This is a genomic window from Arthrobacter sp. ZGTC412 (genome assembly GCF_002929215.1).
Lineage (GTDB): Bacteria > Actinomycetota > Actinomycetes > Actinomycetales > Micrococcaceae > Arthrobacter.
This window is the reverse complement of sequence record NZ_PJII01000007.1, coordinates 130448-148862: the sequence shown is the minus strand read 5'-3', so window position 1 is coordinate 148862 and position 18415 is coordinate 130448. Positions and strand designations below refer to the sequence as shown.

The window sequence follows — 18415 nt, the reverse complement described above, 5'->3', positions numbered from 1 at the left end:
ACTCACTTCCGGATCTGGGCCAGCCGCGCTGAAATCTCCCCAGGTTTCAACCCCGGGAAGGCGCGGACGACGCCGCGTGGCTCAGTGGTTGAGCCGGGCCAGGATCTCGTCGCTGGACTGGACGGGCTGGCGGTAACTGGTGGAGAGGATGCGCAGCATGTCCGCAGCGTCCTGGTTGTCCTCCGAGGCCATGGCATCCTTCGCGTAGGTGACCCGGATGTTGTGTGCGAAGGCGTCGGCGCCGGTTTGGGCGATGCAGTTGTGGGTGGAGACCCCGGCGAGCACCACTTCGTCGGCGCCCCAGTTGCGCAGCCGGGCCAGCAGATTGGTGCCAACGAAGGCGCTGTCACGCGTTTTGTTCAGCTGCGGCAGGCCCTCGATGGCGAGGCCGGGCACAGCCTGCGCCTGCTCGCTGCCACGGAAAATGAAGCCCTGGTCGTCGTCAAGCATGTTCAGCGTCCACGTGGATTTGTCCCGCTCGTGCTCGGTACCCACCATCAACGCCTTGTGCCCGCTCGCCTTGAAGGCCTTCAGCAACCTGTTGCAGGACTCGACCAGCCGCTCCTGCTGTTCCGCCAGTTCCGGCGCCTCGAAGTAGGCGTTCTGCATGTCGATGACAAGAAGTGCAATCATGTCCGCACCTTTCCCTTGTAGAGATCTGTGGGAAAGGTACCCTGTGGCTGGCCGGGTAAAACCTAGGGTGCGGATTCGCGGATTTTCAGCTGGAACCCCGCCTCGACATGAACGCCCTGGCTGTTCGTTTCCTGCCCCTCGATCCGGTCGAGCAGCAGGGCGATGGAGCGTTCCGCGATCTCCTCCATGCCCGGCGAGACGGTGGTGAGCGACGGCGACGCAAACCGTGCCTCGTCAATATCGTCGAAGCCCGCCACGGCCACTTCGTCCGGCACCCGGACGCCGCGGATCAGCAGTTCGTGCATGGCTCCCAAGGCGAGGACGTCGTTCAGGCCGAAGACGGCGTCAAACTTCACGCCCCTGTCCAGGAGCGCGGCAACGGCGGCCGCGCCATTGTCCCGGCGCCACTCGCACGGCGCGATCAGCGCCGGATCGAACGGAACCCCGGCCTGCTCCAGCGCTTTCCGGTAGCCGTTGAGGCGGAGCCCGGGACTGCCGGTTGACTCCTCCGGGCGCGCGCCGATCACCGCGACCCGACGGCGGCCGGCGGCCAGCAGGTGGGCGGTCAGGGCCGCGGCCGCTTCCTCGTTCTTCATCGTGACGAGGTCGAACCGGGGATCCAGGATGTGTTCTCCCAGCATGACCAGTGGCTTCTTGCCCAGGCGGGCTGCGATGGCCTCGGCGTCGATTATCAGCGGCGTAAACAGCAGGCCGTCGGTCAGCTGGCGGAACGGCCCCTGCAGGGCGTTCAATTCCACGTCCGCCACGGCGTCTGACTGTTCCACCAGCACCCGGTAGCCCCGCTGTGCGGCTGCTTTCATGAGCCTGGAGGCAAGCTCCGCGTAGTAAGGCGCGGAAAGGTCTGACAGGACCAGGCCCAGCATGCGGGTCTTGCCGGAGCGGAGGCTGCGGGCTGTGAGGTTTGCTTCGTACCCGAGTTCGGCGATGGCGTCCTGGACCCGCTGCTTGGTGGCGGGCCGGATGAACTCGTAGTCGTTCAGGACGTTGGAAACCGTCTTCAGCGAGACGCCCGCCGCCCTCGCTACGTCATTCATGGTGACCGCCATCGTGGCTCCTTTTTGTGGTTCCGCCTGTTCCTGGCATACATCGTTGCAGAAGATGGGTTCCGTGCAGGAACCGCCGTGAGCAAGCAGGCGGGGACGAGTCCGGTCAGCCCGCCGCTTTTGCTGCCTTCGCTGCTGCTTTGGCAGCCTGCTTGCTGGCCCGTACTTTGACCAGGGATTCCGGATCAACGATGTCGGCGACCGAAAGGTAAGCACCTTCCTCGCCATAGTGCCCGGCCGCTTCGCGCCAGCCTGGCGCCCGGAGGCCGCACTGCTTGCCCAGCAGGGCAAGGAAGATCTTGGCCTTCTGCTCACCAAAGCCCGGCAACGCCTTCAACCGGCGCAACACCTCGCTGCCGTCGGGCCCGCCCCTCGTCCAGATCGCGGTGGCGTCTCCGTCCCACTCGCTCTGCACCGTTTCAGCGAGCGCCTGCACGCGAGCCGCCATCGAACCCGGGAAGCGGTGGACTGCTGGCCGCTCCTTGAACATCTCGACGAAGGCCTGCGGCTCCTGCGAAGCGACGGCTTCGGGCTTTATGGACCCGAACCTGGTTTTGATTTTCTCGGGCCCGGCGAACGCCGATTCCATGGTCACCTGCTGGTCCAGCAGCATGCCCGTCAGCAGTGCGAAAGCGTCCTCGCTCAACAACTTGTCCGCGGCGGGATCCCCCGTGATGTGCAGTTCCATGCCCTCATCTTTCCAGAGGTTCCCCCCGACAGTCAGCGGGGCACGGGAACTTACTTCCCGCGCCCCGCTGAAACTCTTACCCCGTGAGGCTACTGGCCCACTGCCAGCCGGATCATGGACCAGGACACCGCCGGGAGTTCGGCGGTGAGCCGGCCGCCGTCGGCCTTCACGGAGACGTTCTCCGACGGCAGGACCGACGTCGAATCATCTGCCGTTGCCTGCCAGTAGGGGTCCTTGTTGGCGTACGTGACGGCCTCAACAACGCGAACGTTACCGAGGCCGGACACCACCGCGTCCAGTCCGAGCGCCTCCGTGGCGGAGCGGTTCACGGCGAACACCACAGCCTCGCCCTTCTCGGCGTCATAGGTGGCCACGGCGGACACCGTGGCAAAGTCGAGCGTCTTGCCGCCACTGACCAGCGGCGATTCGACGGCGAGCTGCAGCACGGTTCCGGAAGCATGCCGTGAGGTGAGAGCGAACGGGTGGAAGGTGGTCTGCTTCCACGCGCGGCCGCCGGGCTCGGCCATGATGGGGGCGATCACGTTGACCAGCTGCGCCAGGCTTGCAGAGTGGACGCGGTCGGTGTTCTTAAGCAGCGTAACCAGCAGATCACCGACGACGACGGCGTCCGCCACCGTGTAGGTGTCCTCGAGCAGGACGGGGGCTACCGGCCAGTCCTTGCCGGTAGGCGCCCGGGACTCGTCCCGGCTCATGTGCCACACGTTCCACTCGTCAAAGGAGATGTGCACCCGCTTGGTGGACTTCTTCACGGATTTCACGTGGTCGATGTGGCTCACGATGTCGTGGATGAAGGCTTCCATCCGAGCGCCGGCGGAAAGGTGTTCCTGCAGGTCGCCGAAGTCCTCGAAGTACTGGTGCGCCGAAATGAGGTCCACCAGTTCGTAGGTCTCCGAGAGAACGATGCGCTCCCACTCGCCGAAGGTACTCATGGTGGGGCCGGAACTGCCGCAGGCCACCAGTTCCAGGTCGGGTTCGACCATGCGCATGCCGCGGGCGGTATCGGCGGCGAGCCGGCCGTACTCCCGGGGATTCTTGTGCCCGATTTGCCAGGGACCGTCCATTTCGTTGCCCAGGCACCACATTTTGATGCCGTAGCCGCTTTTTGCGCCATTGGCCCGGCGCTGGTCCGACAAGGCAGTGCCGCCATCGATGTTGCAGTACTCCAGCAGGTCCAGGGCTTCCTGCGTGCCACGGGTGCCGAGGTTCACGGCCATCATGGTCTCGACGCCGGCCTTGGCTGACCACTTGGCGAACTCGTCAACGCCTACCAGGTTGGGGTCGGTGGAGTGCCAGGCAAGGTCGAGACGGACGGGCCGCTTGTCCGCGGGACCCACGCCGTCCTCCCAGCGGTAGCCGGAGACGAAGTTGCCGCCCGGGTAGCGGACGGTGGACACTCCGAGTTCGCGGGTCAGCTCCAACACGTCGCCGCGGAAACCGTCCTCGTCGGCCTGCGGATGGTCCGGCTCAAAGATGCCGGTGTACACACAGCGTCCCAGGTGTTCCACAAAGGCACCGAAAGTGCGGCGGCGGACGGGCCCAACCGCAAAGGCCGGATCCATAGTGATCTTTGCTGCGGCGGGTCCTGCGTCGCTGGTCCCGGTGGGACCTACCGGTTCTGTTGCTGCCACGAAAACGTCCTCATTCCTGGGTTCGCTTCTACTTTTTACAACGTTATAGAAAGATTGTTGGCGGTACTGCGGCTCGCGTCAAGCCCAACGGCCGAACCTGGGCCTCAAACGTGCCCGCCGCGGCCCCCGGCCGCGCCGGGACGCCCACCTGCGAAGACACCAAAAGCAGGTAGCGGTTACCAAAAACCAAGTACTACCTAATTACAAAAACGAGTACCGGTTACGCGTTCTCCCCGGCCGCCACGGAACTAGGTTTTTCACAGAGACATGACGTGTTCTGGCTCGCGGTACTTGACTCACGAGGGGGTGTGAGACGAAATGCATGCACGATACGCAAGCTCCGACTTCCCGGTCCGACGGACCCGGGCACTAGACGGGGCCGGCGACGAGGAGGCCTTCGAGACCAAGGCCTCTCCCCCAGCCGTCGCCGGCCCTCTTACTTCCCCGCAGGGCCCCAACCACCACCGGCAGGGTGCTGCCGCTCCGGTAAACGGCTCACGCGGAAACTCCCCGTTGGGGCACACTGCACCCGCAACCCCACGGCAGCCCAGGACAGCGGCCTCCGCAGCAGGGAACCCCTCCGCAGCAGGGAAACCGGACGGGATCCTGCTGGACCTGATGACCGGCACAGAGACACTGCACGACTCCCTCGAACTGCTCGCGGCCGCATCCGCCCGGGCCGTGGTCCGCACGGCAGGCCTTGTCATTGAATGCGGTGTGGTGGTGCACCAGACGAAGAGGGCGCCGGCCATCACCGGCACCTCGCCGGAAGTCATCCGCCTGCTGGAGTGGGAGCAGGAGGCGGGCGAAGGGCCGGTCAGCGAGGTCCTGTCCGGCGGACATCCCGTGGCAGTGCTGCAAAGAAGCGGGGACTTCCGCTGGCCGCGGTACTGCAGCCAGCTGCAGCTGGCCAATCTGGGCAGTGTCCTGGGCGTTCGTCTTCGCCTGGACCAGGACGGGGAGGTGCGGGACGACGGCACTCCTGTCCGCCAGAGCAGCGCAGCCCTGGCATTTTTTGCCCAGGACGCCAAGGCGTTCCCACTGCAGGTGATTTCCGAGGCACGGGCCTTCGCGGACCTTGCCTCCAAGAGCCTGCAGATGGCCCTCGACCTGCACACTGCGAGGTCCACCGCCTCGGACCTGCGTTTGGCATTGGACAGCCGCACCTCCATAAACGTTGCCTGCGGGGTGATCATGGCCCAGAACAGGTGCTCCTACCACGAGGCCTTTTCGATCCTGGCCAAGGCGTCAAGCCACCGGAATATAAAGGTCCGCAGGGTGGCGGAGGACATCCTCGAGCGACTGCCTGAGGGCCCACCACGCGCGCACTTCGGCCACTAGGCAAGCAAGCGGCAAAGACCCAAGAGTGAGGGAGCCCCGGAAGCAATGGCTCCCGGGGCTGCCTCGTTAAAGCTGCCTTGAGGAGGCGCTGCTTTCGGGAAAGGCTGCCTAGATTCCGCCGGCCAGTTTGTAGTAGGCAGCGTTCCAGTTCAGGTCCTTCTTGAACTGGCGGATGGTGGTTCCCTCATTGATGGTGAGCAGCTCGGTTTTGGCGATTTCCGCGAAGTCCTCGAACACATCCATGTCCACCTGGGTGGAGAGTACGGTGTGGTGGGCTGCGCCGGCCGTGAGCCAGGCGGCGGCGGAGGTGGCGAAGTCGGGCTTTGGCTGCCACAGGGCGCGTGCCACGGGAAGGTTCGGCAGCGGCTGGTCCAGCGGGACGACGTCGACGGCGTTGGCCACCAGGCGGAAACGGTCCCGCATGTCCGAAAGGGCGACGACCACGCCCGGGGAGGCGTCGGCGTCGAACACCAGGCGCACCGGGTCCTCTTTGCCGCCGATTCCCAGCGGGTGGATCTCCAGGCGCGGCTTGCCGGCGGTCAGGGACGGGCAGACCTCCAGCATGTGGGCGCCCAAAATCTTCTCGGAGCCGGGTTCCAGGTGGTAGGTGTAGTCCTCCATCAGGGAGGCTCCGCCGGGCAGTCCCGCGCCCATGACCTTCGCGGCGCGGACCAGGATGGCGGTCTTCCAGTCGCCCTCGGCGCCGAAGCCGTAGCCGGCCGCCATCAGACGCTGCACGGCCAGGCCGGGGAGCTGCCGGAGTGCGCCGAGGTCCTCGAAGGAGGTGGTGAACGCTGCCGACCCGTTGGCTTCCAGGAAGCTGCGCAGGCCAAGTTCGATTCTCGCCCCGTAGCGGAGTGAATCGTGGCGCGCCGCGCCTGCGCGGAGCTCCGGAACCACGTCGTAAAGGTCCTCGTACTCGGCAACCAGGGCGTCGACATCGGACACTGCGGCGCCGTGCACGGCGTCGGCGAGCTCATTCACTGACCAGGTGTTCACTGCGACGCCGAAGCGCAGCTCCGCCTCGGTCTTGTCACCCTCGGTGACGGCGACGTTGCGCATGTTGTCGCCGAAGCGGGTCAGCTTCAGGGTCCGGACGGCGGCCCAGCCGGCGGCGGCCCGCTGCCAGGAACCCACCTGGCGCGCGACCTCGGGGTTGGAGACGTGCCCCACCACGGTTTTGCGGGCAATGCCGAGGCGGGACTGGATGTAGCCGAACTCGCGGTCGCCGTGGGCGGCCTGGTTGAGGTTCATGAAGTCGAAGTCGATGTCGGCCCAGGGCAGGTCCCGGTTGGCCTGGGTGTGCAGGTGCAGGAGCGGCTTGCGCAGCAGGTCCAGGCCCTGGATCCACATCTTGGCAGGCGAGAAGGTGTGCATCCACGCGGTGACGCCGATGACGGAGTCGTCCGAGTTGGCTTCCAGCGCGGTGCGCCGGATGGCGTCCGAGTCGGTCAGGACCGGCTTCCACACGATCCGCACCGGAACGGAGGACGAAGCGTTGAGCTGGTTGGCGATCTCCTGGGACTGGGCGGCCACCTGCTTGAGGACGTCCTCTCCGTAGAGGTGCTGGCTGCCGGTGAGGAACCAGACCTCGTAGCCGTCAAGGGAGGTGTTTGCTGCGGTGCTCATGGATTCTCCTTGGGAATGAGTTGTGGGGGCCATTACTGGCCCGGTTGTTGCTGGGGGCCGCTACCGGCCCGGCTGTTACAGGGCGGCCGTTACTGGCCGTAGACACTCTGGTAACGGGCGTAGAGGGAGTCGATGTGGCCCTGGTTGATGGGTAGGGGCTCGCCCAGCTGCCGTGCGATGTGGACCGTGCGGGCCACTTCCTCGCACATCACGGCCGCCTTCACCGCGGATCTGGCGTCCTTGCCGACGGTGAACGGCCCGTGGTTCTGCATCAGCACGGCCGGGGAATTGGAGTTTTTCAATGTCTCCACAATCCCGTGGCCGATGGAGTCGTCGCCGATCAGCGCGAACGGCCCCACGGGAATGGATCCGCCGAATTCGTCACTCATCATGGTCAGCACGCACGGGATCGCTTCCCCGCGCGCAGCCCACGCGGTGGCGTAGGTGGAGTGCGTGTGCACCACCCCGCCCACCTCGGGCATGTGCCGGTACACGTACGCGTGCGCTGCAGTGTCCGACGACGGCGAGAGCGTCGGATTGCCCCACTCACCTGCTGCATCACCAACCACGGGCACCCCGTAAAGATCCGTGACCACCATCTGTTCCGGGGTCAGGTCCTGGTAGGAGACGCCGGAAGGCTTGATGACCATCAGCTCGCGGCCGGGAACCCTGGCTGAGACATTCCCTGCCGTCCAGACCACCAGCCCGTAGCGGGTCAGCTCTGCGTGCAGGCCGCAGACCTCCTCGCGGACACGGTTAATAACGTCCAGGATTCCGGTTCCAGTCATGGCGCTCATGCCGACACCTCCACAGCAGCCGCGGAAGCGCTGGTGGCAGGTTCAAAAACGGAACCGGCCGCCCTGCGCTGGATGGCTTTGAGCCGGTGCATCACGTTGTTGCTGCCGCGGCCGAAGTAGTCGTGCAGGGCCTTGTATTCCTGGAACAGTTCCTCGTACGCGGCCACGTTTTCCGGGATAGGTGTGTAGACCTCGCCAGGTTCGGAACCCATCGCCGCGGCGGCTTCACGGACATTGGCATACTTTCCTGCCGCGACGGCCGCATGGATGGCTGAGCCGAGGGCCGGGCCCTGGGTGGAACCGATGGTTGAGAGCTGCAGGTTGGTGGCGTCCGCGTAGATCTGCATAAGGAGCGGGTTCTTGAGCAGGCCGCCCGCCACGATGAACTCATTCACCGGAACGCCCGAATCGCGGAAGGCGTCCACGATGGTCCGGGTGCCGAAGGCGGTGGCTTCCAGCAGTGCCCGGTACGTATCTTCGGGGCGCGTGGCAAGGGTCTGTCCAACCACGATTCCGGAGAGCTCGTGGTCCACCAGCACCGAGCGGTTGCCCGAATGCCAGTCAAGGGCGATGAGCCCATGCCCGCCAATGGCCTGTTGCGACGCCAGTTCGGTGAGGTATTCGTGGATGCCGAGGCCGGCTGCTTCGGCTGCCTGGTGGTATTCGGGCGGCACACCGTACTTGGTGAACCAGGCGAAGATGTCGCCTACGCCGGACTGGCCGGCTTCGTAGCCCCAGAGCCCGTCGACAATTCCGCCGTCCACTACGCCACACATGCCGGGCACTTCACGGAGCTCAGCGCCGTTCATAACGTGGCAGGTGGAGGTGCCCATAATGGCCACCAGCTGCCCTGGATCCACTGCCCTCGCCGCAGGTGCCGTCACGTGGGCGTCCACATTGCCTACGGCCACGGCAATGCCTTCGGGCAGGCCGGTCCAGGCAGCAGCCTCGGCAGTGAGGTAGCCCGCGGCGTCGCCGAGGCTGCCAATGATGTGCTCGAGCTTGGAACTGACAAAGTCCTTAAACTGGGGATTCAGGGCCGCCAGGAAGTCCTCGGACGGGTACCGGCCGTCCTGGTAAATGCCCTTGTACCCGGCGGTGCAGGCATTGCGGACGTACTGGCCGCACAGCTGCCAGACGATCCAGTCGGCAGCTTCAACCCAGTGGTCCATCTCCGCGTAAGCTTCCGGGTCCTCCTCCAGGAGCTGCAGGCCTTTGGCGAACTCCCATTCCGAGGAAATCAGCCCGCCGTAGCGCGGCAGCCACTCCTCGCCCCGTTCCGCAGCCAGCTGGTTGATCCGGTCGGCCTGGCCCTGCGCTGCGTGGTGGCGCCACAGCTTCACGTAGGCATGGGGCCGGTTCCCGAACCCGGGGACCTCGTTCAGCGGGGTGCCGTCCGCCTTGGCCGGCACCATGGTGCAGGCAGTGAAGTCCGTGGCAATTCCGACGACGGCGGCCGGGTCAAGGCCGGCTTCGGCCAGAGCGGCCGGAACCGCGATCCGCAGGACGTCGCGGTAGTCGTTTGGTACCTGAAGCGCCCATTCCCCGGGAAGCCGGGCGCCGGGCCTACCGGAAAGGCCCGCCACATCCGCCGGAAGGGCGTCTGTGACCACTGCGTGCGGGTACTCGTACACACCGCTGCCGAGCTCCTTGCCGTCACGGACACGGACCACCACGGCCCGGCCGGAAAGCGTTCCATAGTCCACACCGATGACGTAGCTGTCCGTGTCTACTTTGACGTCCATTAAAGAGTTCCTCCGATAGCTGCCGCAGCTCCGCGACCCTTCAATTGTGAGCGCTAACAAGACGGATGTCAACGCTGGTTACGGATGCCCTCGGCCCGGCAAATGCGGGCCCCAGCCGGGATAGTGTGGAACGCTGCCCAAAAGGGTAAGAGCAGGATGAAGCCCAGTACTGGATCAATCAGACAACCGGAAGGAGCTCCGTGGACGACGCAAAACCAAGTGCCCGCGCCGGCTCCCTTGCATGGGTGGCAGGTCCGCTTTCCACCGGCCTCGGCCTGGTTGCCCACCTTGCGGCGGGAGGCACCGCCCCCAGCCTCATGATCATCGAGGCGTTGGCCGCGCTGCTCGGCATGGCCGCGGCCATCCTGGGGCGCTTCCCGGTGCCGGGCTGGGCGTTGTTGCTTTTGTGCGGCGTGGCCCAGCAGTTGCTTCACTTGGGGTTTGCGGTCTTTTCCGGCGGCTCCGGAAGCGGGCTGTCGGAGCACGGGCACGGCGGAATCACCCAGGAACCGTCCCCGGCCGGTGAGGTGGCCGCGCCCGCGGGCTACTCACTGCACCTGATGCTCCACCTGCACATGGCTGCGGCGCTGGCAGCGTATGCCGCCATCAACTACTGGCCCCGGCTCGCCCGCTGGTCCGGCCGCATCTGGTCGGGCCGAAGAGAAATCGCCACCCGCTAGCCCGCAGCCGTGGATCGCTAAGCCTCATACCCGATGAGCCAGTGAAGCCCGTGACGGTCAACCACCTGGCCATCGGAAGCGCCCCAGGGCTTAGGGGCAAGGGGGTCTACCACCTCACCTCCAACAGCGAGTTGATCAAACCAGCTGTGAAGAACGTCAGGTTCAGCCGTTCCGAGCAATGAAAGCATGACTCCTTCGAGCCGCACGGTCCTCTCGCCCGCCGCCGCATCCGATCCCGCCATTGCCACAGTGCCGGTGAGCACACCGTGGGCAATCGCGTCTGGCGGACCGTCGCTGCGGCCGAAATCCCTGTAGGTGTGCAGGGAAAGCTCCCCGGCGAAGACCTCCGCGTAGAAGGTCAGTGCCTCACGGGCTGTCCCGGCAAAACTTACGTAAATCTGCGGCGCCGTCATCCGGCCAGCATACAGACACCTCCATGCGGGGCGGACTCATTGTCCGAGCCGCTCGCTATGAGGACAATTAATCCCGCAGCGCTGCTGCGCTCTCCCGGCGCACCAGCTCGGGAATCACGACGGTCGAGCTGACAGCGGCGCCCGCCTCGATCTCCTTCAACATGGTGTCCATGCAGCGCCTGCCGAGCTCTTCGAAGTCCTGCCGAACGGTGGTGAGCGGCGGGGTGAAGTAGCCGGACTCCGGCTGGTCGTCGAACCCCACCACGGAGACGTCGTCGGGCACGCGGACCCCCGCCTCGTTGAAGGCGCGCAGCACCCCGAGGGCCATCTGGTCATTGCCCACAAACACGGCGGTGGCGGTGCGTGCCGCTGCCAACTGCCGCCCGATGGCGTAGCCGCTGCCCGCGCTCCAGTCGCCTTCCAGCAGCAGGTCGTCCTGAAGCCCCGCGTGCTGCAGGGCGGCGCGCCAGCCCTCGGTCCGCAGGGCGCCGTCGACCCAGTCCGCCGGCCCGGCAACGTGTCCGATCCTGCTGTGCCCCAGCTCGATAAGATGCCCGACGGCGATTTCGGCGCCGCGCTTCTGGTCCACCATTGCCCCGCTCACGGCAGCGTTACCCGCCGAGCCGACAGCCACTACGGGCACGCCTGGATTGAATTCCTCCAGGATCCGCAGGGTTTCGGTATGGGGCACCAAGACGGCGATCCCGTCCACGGCCTGGTCCAGGAAATGCCGCAGCGCATCGAAGATCGCGTCCCTGCCCACCGAACGCAGCGCGGCGATGCTGACGAAGTAGCCGGCGTCCCGGGCTGCATGCTCCACGCCAAGCAGGGTGTTGGCGGGGCCGTACTGGGAAAGCTCGCTGCCGAGCACACCGATGGTCTGCGAGCGCCGGGTCACCAGGCTCCGGGCCGCTGTGTTCCGCCGGTAACCGAGCTCCGCGATGGCAGCCTCAACCTTTTCCCGGGTTGCCTTACTGACGTTGGGGTGGCCGTTGACCACCCGGGAAACGGTCTGGTGCGAGACGCCGGCAAGTTCGGCAACGTCCTCAAGGCGCGGCAGCCGCCCGGTGCTGCTTTTTGTCATGCCCCCATTGTGCCGGTTGCCGCCAACAAGAAATCCCCCGGCGGCCTCGGGGAGGCTGCCGGGGGATTTCCCACTCTTCGCTAAAAGAGTGGGCCCTGTGGGGCTCGAACCCACGACCCACGGATTAAAAGTCCGATGCTCTACCAACTGAGCTAAAGGCCCCAGCCGGGCTGCTTCGGCACGGTGTGCCAGCCAACCCGGCCCATCCATTTCCGGACGTTAATACTCTAACCCATGGTCAAGGCACCATTGGCACGCAGGCGGGCCCCGCCGTCGTGCCCTGCCTGCGTGTCCACTGGCTATGTCCTGATGCTCGATTTCCCGCAGGGCACAGGAGTAGCGTGGGGGGCATGAGCGAGCAAACAGGTTCCAGTCATTACGGCGGCGCCAACCGGCACCACAAGCCGAAGCCTTTCGCGCCCGTCGACTTCGAACCCTTCGCCGGCGGAGCCGACCCCGCCCGCGTGTCCGAAGCCGCGCATCTCGCTGCCCAGGCGCTGGTCCGCCACGGCCGGGACAGCGATGACCCCGTGGTGACCGATCGGCTGGTCAAGCTCGCGGACGAGCAGGGCCTTGAGGCCATCGCGGAGATGTGGGCCGAGAGCCCGGCGCGTTCCCTGCCCGGCGCGCTGTGGCGGTTGTACGCCCTGCGCGCGGCCACAGTCCAGGACCCGGAGCGCATTTCGGTGTACTTCCGCGCGGGCAAGGACACCGCACAGGTCTCCAACGTGGTGGCCGGTGCCGCCGAGCCTCCCGGCGCGGACGAGATGAAAGCGATGGCGGACGCCATCCTTTCAGGGGCGTTCGACGGCGAGTTCGACGTCGCGCTGGAACGTTCCGCGGCGTTCTGCCGCGTGGTGGCGCTCGGCCAGGCGACACTCGCCGACGGTGCCGAGCACGGCAACGAGGCGCACGCCAGCAAACTCACCCGCAACTCCCATCAGTTGGTAAAGACCGCCGAGGACCTTGAGCACGCCGCCAATGCCTGGCGACTCGGCGAACTGGACTGACCCAACCGTCGTGGCCCAAGAGCCCGAATCTGTCAATGTTGACTTGGGCCAACCAACGTAGAACACTGAAACTGGTGCCGAGCCGCGAAACCCCCGGGCTTCAACATTCAGCCGCCTAGAGCGGCCTACCGCCGAGAGGCGTATCCGGTTCGGCACCATTTTTCTGCCCAATTATCGTTTGCCCGTTTCCTGCCTGCCCGTTTCCCGTTCGCCCATTTCAATGGTGCAGTTACGGGCCGGTAGAGTTAGCGTCAGTTGCGCGCCGGGGTCAAGTCACACGGCAGGCAACTTTCGCCCTGTACTTATCCCGGAGACCGGTAACTACGTGAAGCTGCGCCTTTTTCCCCAGGAGCCCGCCGGGCTGAACCTCCTATCGCAGATGGCGCAGCAAATAGTGCTGGCCAGCGCCACTTTGGCTGAAATCCTCGGCGTCCCCGCCGCAGAGCACGGCAAGCTCGTGGAGGACATGCACAACCACGAGGCCAAATCCGCAGAGCTGCACTTCGCCCTCCTCACCCACATGCGCACCAGCTTCGTGAACCCGCTCCCCCGCGAAGACATGTATGCCCTGTCCCGCTACCTCAATGAAACCATCGAGAAACTGGATGGCGCGGCGGAACTGGTGGCGCTGTACCGCCTCGAGCGGCTGCCCAAGCGTGCCGCGGACCAGCTGGAAATCATCAGCCGGCAGGCCGAGCTCACCGTGGACGCCATGCGCCGGCTCGACAACCTGGACGACCTGGAGGATTACTGGATCGAGATCCTTCGCCTGGCCAAGCGTGCCGAACGGACGCACAGGGTCTGGGTGGCGGACATGATCAGGGACATGAAGTGGGCGCAGTACTCACGGAACCGTGATGTCGCCGACCAACTGGTGGACGTTACCAAGGACATGCGGCGCATAGCCACCCAGGTAGGCAGCATCATCGTCAAGGAATCCTGAGGTGACAGCAGTCGTCTTCGGCGCGGTGGTCCTGCTGGCAGCCGTGTTCGCGTTCGTCAACGGCTTCCGCGACGTCTCCACCTCGGTGGCCCTTGCCGTGCGGACCCGGGCGCTCACACCCAGCGTGGCAGTGCTGCTGGCCGCCTTCTTCAACTTCCTGGGCGCCCTGCTAAGCGCGCTCCTGGCCGTGGCTGTCAGCCAGACCTGGATCCACCTGCCTGACGGGACGGACGGCCTCAGCATCCTGCTCGCCGGTCTTGGCAGCGCCATCGCGTGGGGCATCCTGCTGTGGTGGCGGGGTATTCCGGCGTCTTCCACGCACGCACTGGTGGGTGGCCTTGCCGGGGCCGGGCTCGCCAGTTTGGCTGTGGGCGGGACGGGCGTGGGCGGGGTGGACCACTCCCTGTTGTTCCAGGTGGTCCTGCCGCTGGTGCTGTCGCCGCTGGTCGCCTACAGCGGCACCTTCCTGCTCGTTTACCCGGCCACCTGGGCTGCCCGCTACACACAACCCAACGTGGTCAACCAGCGGTTCCGCCGGAGCCAGTCCATAGCTGCCGGGGCGGTCGCCTTTGGCCACGGCCTGCAGGACGGGCAGCGGATCAGCGCCGTGCTGATCCTCGCCCTGCTGGCAGCGGGCTATTCCGACGGCGGCACCATCCCCGTGTGGGTGGCGCTGCTTACGGCGGTGATGATCACGGCCGGGACGCTCTACGGGGGCTGGCGGATCTCGCACACCATCGGCTACAAAATCACCAAGGTTGATCCGCTGCGCGGCTCGGTGGCGCAGATCTTCAGCGCCCTCATGCTGTTTGTAGGTGCGATTGGCCTGCAGTGGCCGCTCTCCACCACGCATACCGTCACCTCCGCGGTGCTGGGCGCCGGCGAGAACCAGAACTTTTCGGTGACCAACCGGAAGTTGGTGATCCGGATCGTGACGCTGTGGATCCTGACCCCGGCGGCAACGGCTGCCCTCGCGTTTGTCCTGGCCCTGGCACTGTCCCCGCTGGCTGGGTGAGCGGGTCATCGCGTTCCGGCTGCAGACGGCGAACCAGCGTCAGCGGTGGCCGCACGGTGTCCCACACCATCATTCCCGGGGAGTCTGGAGGGCCCTGCTGCCCTGTACAGGCCGACCCTTGTGACGTAAATTCGACAGTACGCCCCAAGCGCTGCTGCCGGGGCCGACATCCGCCGCCGGGTGCAGGGCGCGGACCAACGCCGCTGCAGAATATCGGCGGCCCGGATGCACATCGCGGAAAAGAGCAGGCATCGTGTCCACCTCGAATCCCCGGCACTCCCTGCCCCAGCCACGGCAGATGGAATGCGAAACCTGCGGTACGGAACACCACCTGACCATTCACGCCATCACGGCGATGGGGGCGGCCAACGGTGACCTGGTCACCGTTTCGTACACCTGCAACGACTGCCGCCGGTTCCACGAACACCTTGCGTACGCGGCCGACGTCGCCGCCGCCCTGCACCAGGTGCGCTGGATGGCCAAGGTGGTCATGTTCGGTGATGAGTACGTCCACTGCGGCTTCCCCATGGAGGCAGCCAAGTTCGAAATTGAACGCTTGTGCTACCGCACCAGCAGCGGCAGTGGCGGACTCAGCGCGGTTTCACTTCCCACCAGGGTCCTCCGCTGCCGGTGCGGCTTCCAGCTGGAAGTGCCTGAGTAGGCGCGCGACGGCCCCTTGGTTCAGCTGGCTGTGGGCCCACGGCCGCAGGGGTCCCCGGGCGAGCGTGCGAGCCTGGGGCGCGGCTGGGGATTATCCGAACCGGCCGGAGACGTAGTCCTCAGTTGCCTTCTGGGTGGGATTGCTGAAGATGGTGTGGGTGTCCCCTACCTCGATCAGCTTGCCGGGCTTGCCGGTGCCCGCAATGTTGAAGAAGGCGGTCCGGTCCGAAACGCGGGCTGCCTGCTGCATGTTGTGGGTCACGATCACCACGGTGTACTGGTCCTTGAGCTCGTTGATGAGGTCCTCGATGGCCAGGGTGGAGATGGGGTCCAGCGCGGAGCAGGGCTCGTCCATCAGGATCACCTGCGGTTCCACGGCAATGGCCCGGGCGATGCAGAGTCGCTGCTGCTGGCCGCCGGAGAGGCCCGACCCGGGCTTGTCCAGGCGGTCCTTGACCTCGTTCCACAGGTTGGCGCCCTTCAGCGAGCGCTCCACCAGGACGTCAGCCTCGCCCTTGGAGATCTTTTTGTTGTTCAGTTTCACGCCCGCCAGCACGTTGTCCCGGATGGACATGGTGGGGAACGGGTTCGGCCGCTGGAAGACCATGCCGATCTGCGAGCGGACGGTCACGGGATCCACGCCGGTGCCGTACAGGTTGTCGCCGTCGAGCAGGACCTCGCCCTCCACGCGGGCACCGGGAAGCACCTCGTGCATGCGGTTCAGGGTCCGCAGGAAGGTGGACTTACCGCAGCCGGACGGACCGATGAACGCGGTGACGGACTTGGCCTCGATGTTGATGGTGACGTCTTCCACCGCGAGGAAATCGCCGTAGTACACGTTCAGGTCCTTGACGTCGATGCGCTTAGACATGATGTTCCTTCACTAACTGGGTATGAATTGAAGTCTATGACCCGGCCCGTGGGACCGGAAGGAGCAGGCGGTCAGCGGCCTGTCTTGGGGGCGAAGACCCTGGCGATCAGCCGGGCGCCCAGGTTGAGGATCATCACCAGGATGATCAGCACCAGGGCGGCACCCCAGGCCCGCTGCGACGACGGGTCCGGGTTGGCCGGTGACGTGGGGTTCAGGATCTGGGTGTAGATGAATGTGGGCAGCGAGGCCATCCAGCCGCTGAACACGTTGGAATTGATGCTGGTGGCGAAGCCTGCGGTGACCAGGATGGGGGCAGTCTCGCCAATGACGCGGGCGATCGCCAGGGTGACGCCGGACGCGATGCCGGAAATCGCCGTCGGGATGACCACCTTGACGATGGTCCGCCACTTGCGCACGCCCAGGGCGTACGCGGCCTCACGCAGTTCGTTGGGAACGATTTTCAGCATTTCCTCGCTGGACCGCACCACCACGGGGATCATCAGCACGGAAAGCGCGACGGCGGCAACGGCACCGGTCTTGGTGCCCGGACCAACCACGGCGAAGAAGAAGGCCGCGGCGAAGAGGCCGGCCACGATGGACGGGATGCCGGTCATCACGTCAACGAAGAACGTGATGGCCCGGGCCAGCCGGCCGTCGTCGCCGTACTCCACAAGGTAGATGGCGGTCAGCAGACCCACCGGCACCGAGATGATGGTAGCCAGCAACGTGATCTGAACCGTGCCCAGGAGCGCGTGGTAGATGCCGCCCAGGACGGGCGTGCCTTGTTCCACTGCCCGGGTGTCGAAAACGCCGGTGACGCCGTTCATGGAGTTGGTGAGGAACCCGGGGGTAAGAAGACCGGGCACACCGTTGACGAGCACGGTCCAGATCACGGAAAAGAGCGGGAGCAGTGCCACGAGGAAGGAACCCACCACCAGGCAGGTGGCCAGTTTGTCCTTGGCCCTGCGGGAACCCTCAACGGCGGCGCTCCAGGACACCAGGCCGATGGCGAACAGGATCGCGGAGACTATGCCCCAGCCGAACGCGTTGAAGCCCACCAGTGCGAGGATGGCCGCACCGACGATCAGTGCGAGGGCCAGGACCACGTAGGGCGCGTACTTGGGCAGCTGGCCCTTGGTAAGCGCCGAGCGCTTGCGTACGGGAGTAAGCGTGGAGGTCATTTAGTTGGCTCCCGAGAATTCTTTGTGCCGGGTGATAATCCAGCGCGCGATCATGTTCACGGCCAGGGTGATGACGAACAGGACCAGGCCGGCGGCGATCAGCGTGCTGACCTTAAGCCCGCTTGCTTCGGGGAAGTTCAGGGCGATCTCCGCGGCGATGGTCTGGTTGCCGGACTTGATCAGGCTGGCGGTCAGCGCGCCGGAGGACAGCACCAGGGCCACGGCCATGGTCTCGCCGAGGGCTCGGCCGAGGCCCAGCATAACGGCGCTGATGATGCCCGGGCGGGCGAACGGCAGGACGGACATCTTGATCATTTCCCAGCGCGTGGCGCCAAGGGCGAGCGCGGCTTCCTCATGCAGTTTGGGGGTCTGGAGGAAGATCTCGCGGGAAAGCGAGGTGATGATGGGCAGCACCATAACGGAGAGGACGATTCCTGCCGTAAGGATGGTCTTGCCGGTGGCCGAGGCCGGGCCCTGGAAGATGGGCAGCCAGCCCATGTTGTCCGCGAGCCAGTTGTAGGCCGGGGAGATTTCCTTGGCCAGGAACGCTGCACCCCAGGCGCCGTAGATGACGGACGGGATGGCTGCGAGCAGGTCCACCACGTACCCCAGGCCGGACGCGAGCCCGCGCGGGGCGAAGTGTGAGATGAACAGCGCGACGCCGATGGCGATGGGCGTGGCGATGACCAACGCGATGACTGCCGCGATGAGCGTGCCGATCACGATGGGCCAGATGTAGGCGAAGAAGCCTTCACCGCCCTGGATCTCGGCGGCCGGTGCGGTCAGCGCCGGGATGGCCTGGACTACCAGGAAGAGTGCGACGCCGAAGAGGACGGCGAGAATGAGGCAGCCGGCGGCCAGCGCGGCACCCGAAAAGATTTTGTCCCCGGCGCGGCCGGCGCCCTGGGTGCTGGTCAGGGAGGTGGCGGTCATTCGACGGCCCTTCGATCGATTACTGGGAGGGGAAGAGGCTGCGTCCAAAGCCAAGTTCCCCGCACTGCCTTTCGGCAGG

18 protein-coding genes and 1 tRNA gene are annotated in these 18415 nt (G+C 65.8%); 6 read left to right on the top strand and 13 right to left on the bottom strand.

Translation table 11 applies throughout. The features are described 5' to 3' along the window. Window positions 1-81: 81 nt before the first annotated feature. The 4 genes from CXQ88_RS11015 to arfA all read right to left on the bottom strand — a co-directional run bounded on the left by CXQ88_RS11015 (window position 82) and on the right by arfA (window position 4034). A complete protein-coding gene (locus CXQ88_RS11015) occupies window positions 82-633 on the bottom strand; it encodes a cysteine hydrolase family protein (RefSeq protein WP_104044206.1) in 552 nt (183 codons plus the stop codon). A 62-nt stretch (window positions 634-695) separates the two neighbouring features. Next, window positions 696-1700: a LacI family DNA-binding transcriptional regulator gene (locus CXQ88_RS11010; RefSeq protein ID WP_104044205.1), complete on the bottom strand. Its 1005-nt coding sequence runs from the start codon at window positions 1698-1700 to the stop codon at window positions 696-698. Between the two features lie 103 nt (window positions 1701-1803). Beyond that, complete coding sequence (locus tag CXQ88_RS11005; protein WP_104044204.1) at window positions 1804-2385, bottom strand: HhH-GPD-type base excision DNA repair protein; 582 nt, start codon at window positions 2383-2385, stop codon at window positions 1804-1806. A gap of 89 nt (window positions 2386-2474) precedes the next feature. After that, window positions 2475-4034 carry an arabinosylfuranosidase ArfA gene (gene arfA / locus CXQ88_RS11000; protein ID WP_441296481.1) on the bottom strand — a complete coding sequence of 520 codons (1560 nt, stop codon included), beginning with the start codon at window positions 4032-4034 and terminating at the stop codon, window positions 2475-2477. Between the two features lie 318 nt (window positions 4035-4352). Between arfA and CXQ88_RS10995 the strand changes: the two genes are divergently transcribed. Then, entirely contained in the window at window positions 4353-5375 is a 1023-nt protein-coding gene (locus CXQ88_RS10995; RefSeq protein ID WP_104044203.1) for an ANTAR domain-containing protein, read from the top strand. Window positions 5376-5483: 108 nt separating this feature from the next. Here CXQ88_RS10995 and araA read toward each other — a convergent pair whose 3' ends face one another. From araA to araB, 3 genes are all read right to left on the bottom strand, one after another. Beyond that, entirely contained in the window at window positions 5484-7004 is a 1521-nt protein-coding gene (gene araA, locus CXQ88_RS10990; RefSeq protein WP_104044202.1) for an L-arabinose isomerase, read from the bottom strand. A gap of 89 nt (window positions 7005-7093) precedes the next feature. Then, window positions 7094-7792 carry an L-ribulose-5-phosphate 4-epimerase gene (locus CXQ88_RS10985; RefSeq protein WP_104044240.1) on the bottom strand — a complete coding sequence of 233 codons (699 nt, stop codon included), beginning with the start codon at window positions 7790-7792 and terminating at the stop codon, window positions 7094-7096. 5 nt (window positions 7793-7797) lie between these two features. After that, on the bottom strand, window positions 7798-9546 hold the full coding sequence (gene araB / locus CXQ88_RS10980) for a ribulokinase (RefSeq protein ID WP_104044201.1): 1749 nt from the start codon (window positions 9544-9546) through the stop codon (window positions 7798-7800). A gap of 200 nt (window positions 9547-9746) precedes the next feature. On the opposite strand from araB, the gene CXQ88_RS10975 reads away from it, so the two are divergent. Beyond that, a complete protein-coding gene (locus CXQ88_RS10975; RefSeq protein ID WP_104044200.1) occupies window positions 9747-10226 on the top strand; it encodes a hypothetical protein in 480 nt (159 codons plus the stop codon). Between the two features lie 17 nt (window positions 10227-10243). On the opposite strand, the gene CXQ88_RS10970 is transcribed toward CXQ88_RS10975, so the two are convergent. The 3 genes from CXQ88_RS10970 to CXQ88_RS10960 form a co-directional block, all read right to left on the bottom strand. Next, window positions 10244-10639, bottom strand: coding sequence for a VOC family protein (locus CXQ88_RS10970; RefSeq protein WP_104044199.1), 396 nt, complete (start codon window positions 10637-10639; stop codon window positions 10244-10246). Window positions 10640-10706: 67 nt separating this feature from the next. Further along, the gene (locus CXQ88_RS10965) at window positions 10707-11723 is read right to left on the bottom strand and encodes a LacI family DNA-binding transcriptional regulator (RefSeq protein WP_104044198.1); all 1017 of its coding nucleotides are present in this window, start codon (window positions 11721-11723) and stop codon (window positions 10707-10709) included. A gap of 89 nt (window positions 11724-11812) precedes the next feature. Continuing rightward, window positions 11813-11885: transfer RNA gene (locus tag CXQ88_RS10960), tRNA-Lys, on the bottom strand. A gap of 188 nt (window positions 11886-12073) precedes the next feature. Here CXQ88_RS10960 and CXQ88_RS10955 point away from each other — a divergent pair. The 4 genes from CXQ88_RS10955 to CXQ88_RS10940 all read left to right on the top strand — a co-directional run bounded on the left by CXQ88_RS10955 (window position 12074) and on the right by CXQ88_RS10940 (window position 15352). Beyond that, on the top strand, window positions 12074-12733 hold the full coding sequence (locus tag CXQ88_RS10955; protein WP_104044197.1) for a hypothetical protein: 660 nt from the start codon (window positions 12074-12076) through the stop codon (window positions 12731-12733). A 325-nt stretch (window positions 12734-13058) separates the two neighbouring features. Continuing rightward, the gene (locus CXQ88_RS10950) at window positions 13059-13676 is read left to right on the top strand and encodes a nuclease PIN (protein ID WP_104044196.1); all 618 of its coding nucleotides are present in this window, start codon (window positions 13059-13061) and stop codon (window positions 13674-13676) included. A gap of 1 nt (window position 13677) precedes the next feature. Then, a complete protein-coding gene (locus CXQ88_RS10945) occupies window positions 13678-14691 on the top strand; it encodes an inorganic phosphate transporter (protein WP_104044195.1) in 1014 nt (337 codons plus the stop codon). 253 nt (window positions 14692-14944) lie between these two features. After that, on the top strand, window positions 14945-15352 hold the full coding sequence (locus tag CXQ88_RS10940; RefSeq protein WP_104044194.1) for a hypothetical protein: 408 nt from the start codon (window positions 14945-14947) through the stop codon (window positions 15350-15352). Between the two features lie 90 nt (window positions 15353-15442). On the opposite strand, the gene pstB is transcribed toward CXQ88_RS10940, so the two are convergent. The 3 genes from pstB to pstC form a co-directional block, all read right to left on the bottom strand. Further along, window positions 15443-16222: a phosphate ABC transporter ATP-binding protein PstB gene (gene pstB, locus CXQ88_RS10935; RefSeq protein WP_104044193.1), complete on the bottom strand. Its 780-nt coding sequence runs from the start codon at window positions 16220-16222 to the stop codon at window positions 15443-15445. Window positions 16223-16293: 71 nt separating this feature from the next. Next, on the bottom strand, window positions 16294-17403 hold the full coding sequence (gene pstA, locus CXQ88_RS10930) for a phosphate ABC transporter permease PstA (RefSeq protein WP_104044192.1): 1110 nt from the start codon (window positions 17401-17403) through the stop codon (window positions 16294-16296). Next, window positions 17404-18336: a phosphate ABC transporter permease subunit PstC gene (pstC, locus tag CXQ88_RS10925; protein ID WP_104044191.1), complete on the bottom strand. Its 933-nt coding sequence runs from the start codon at window positions 18334-18336 to the stop codon at window positions 17404-17406. Between the last annotated feature and the right edge of the window lie 79 nt (window positions 18337-18415).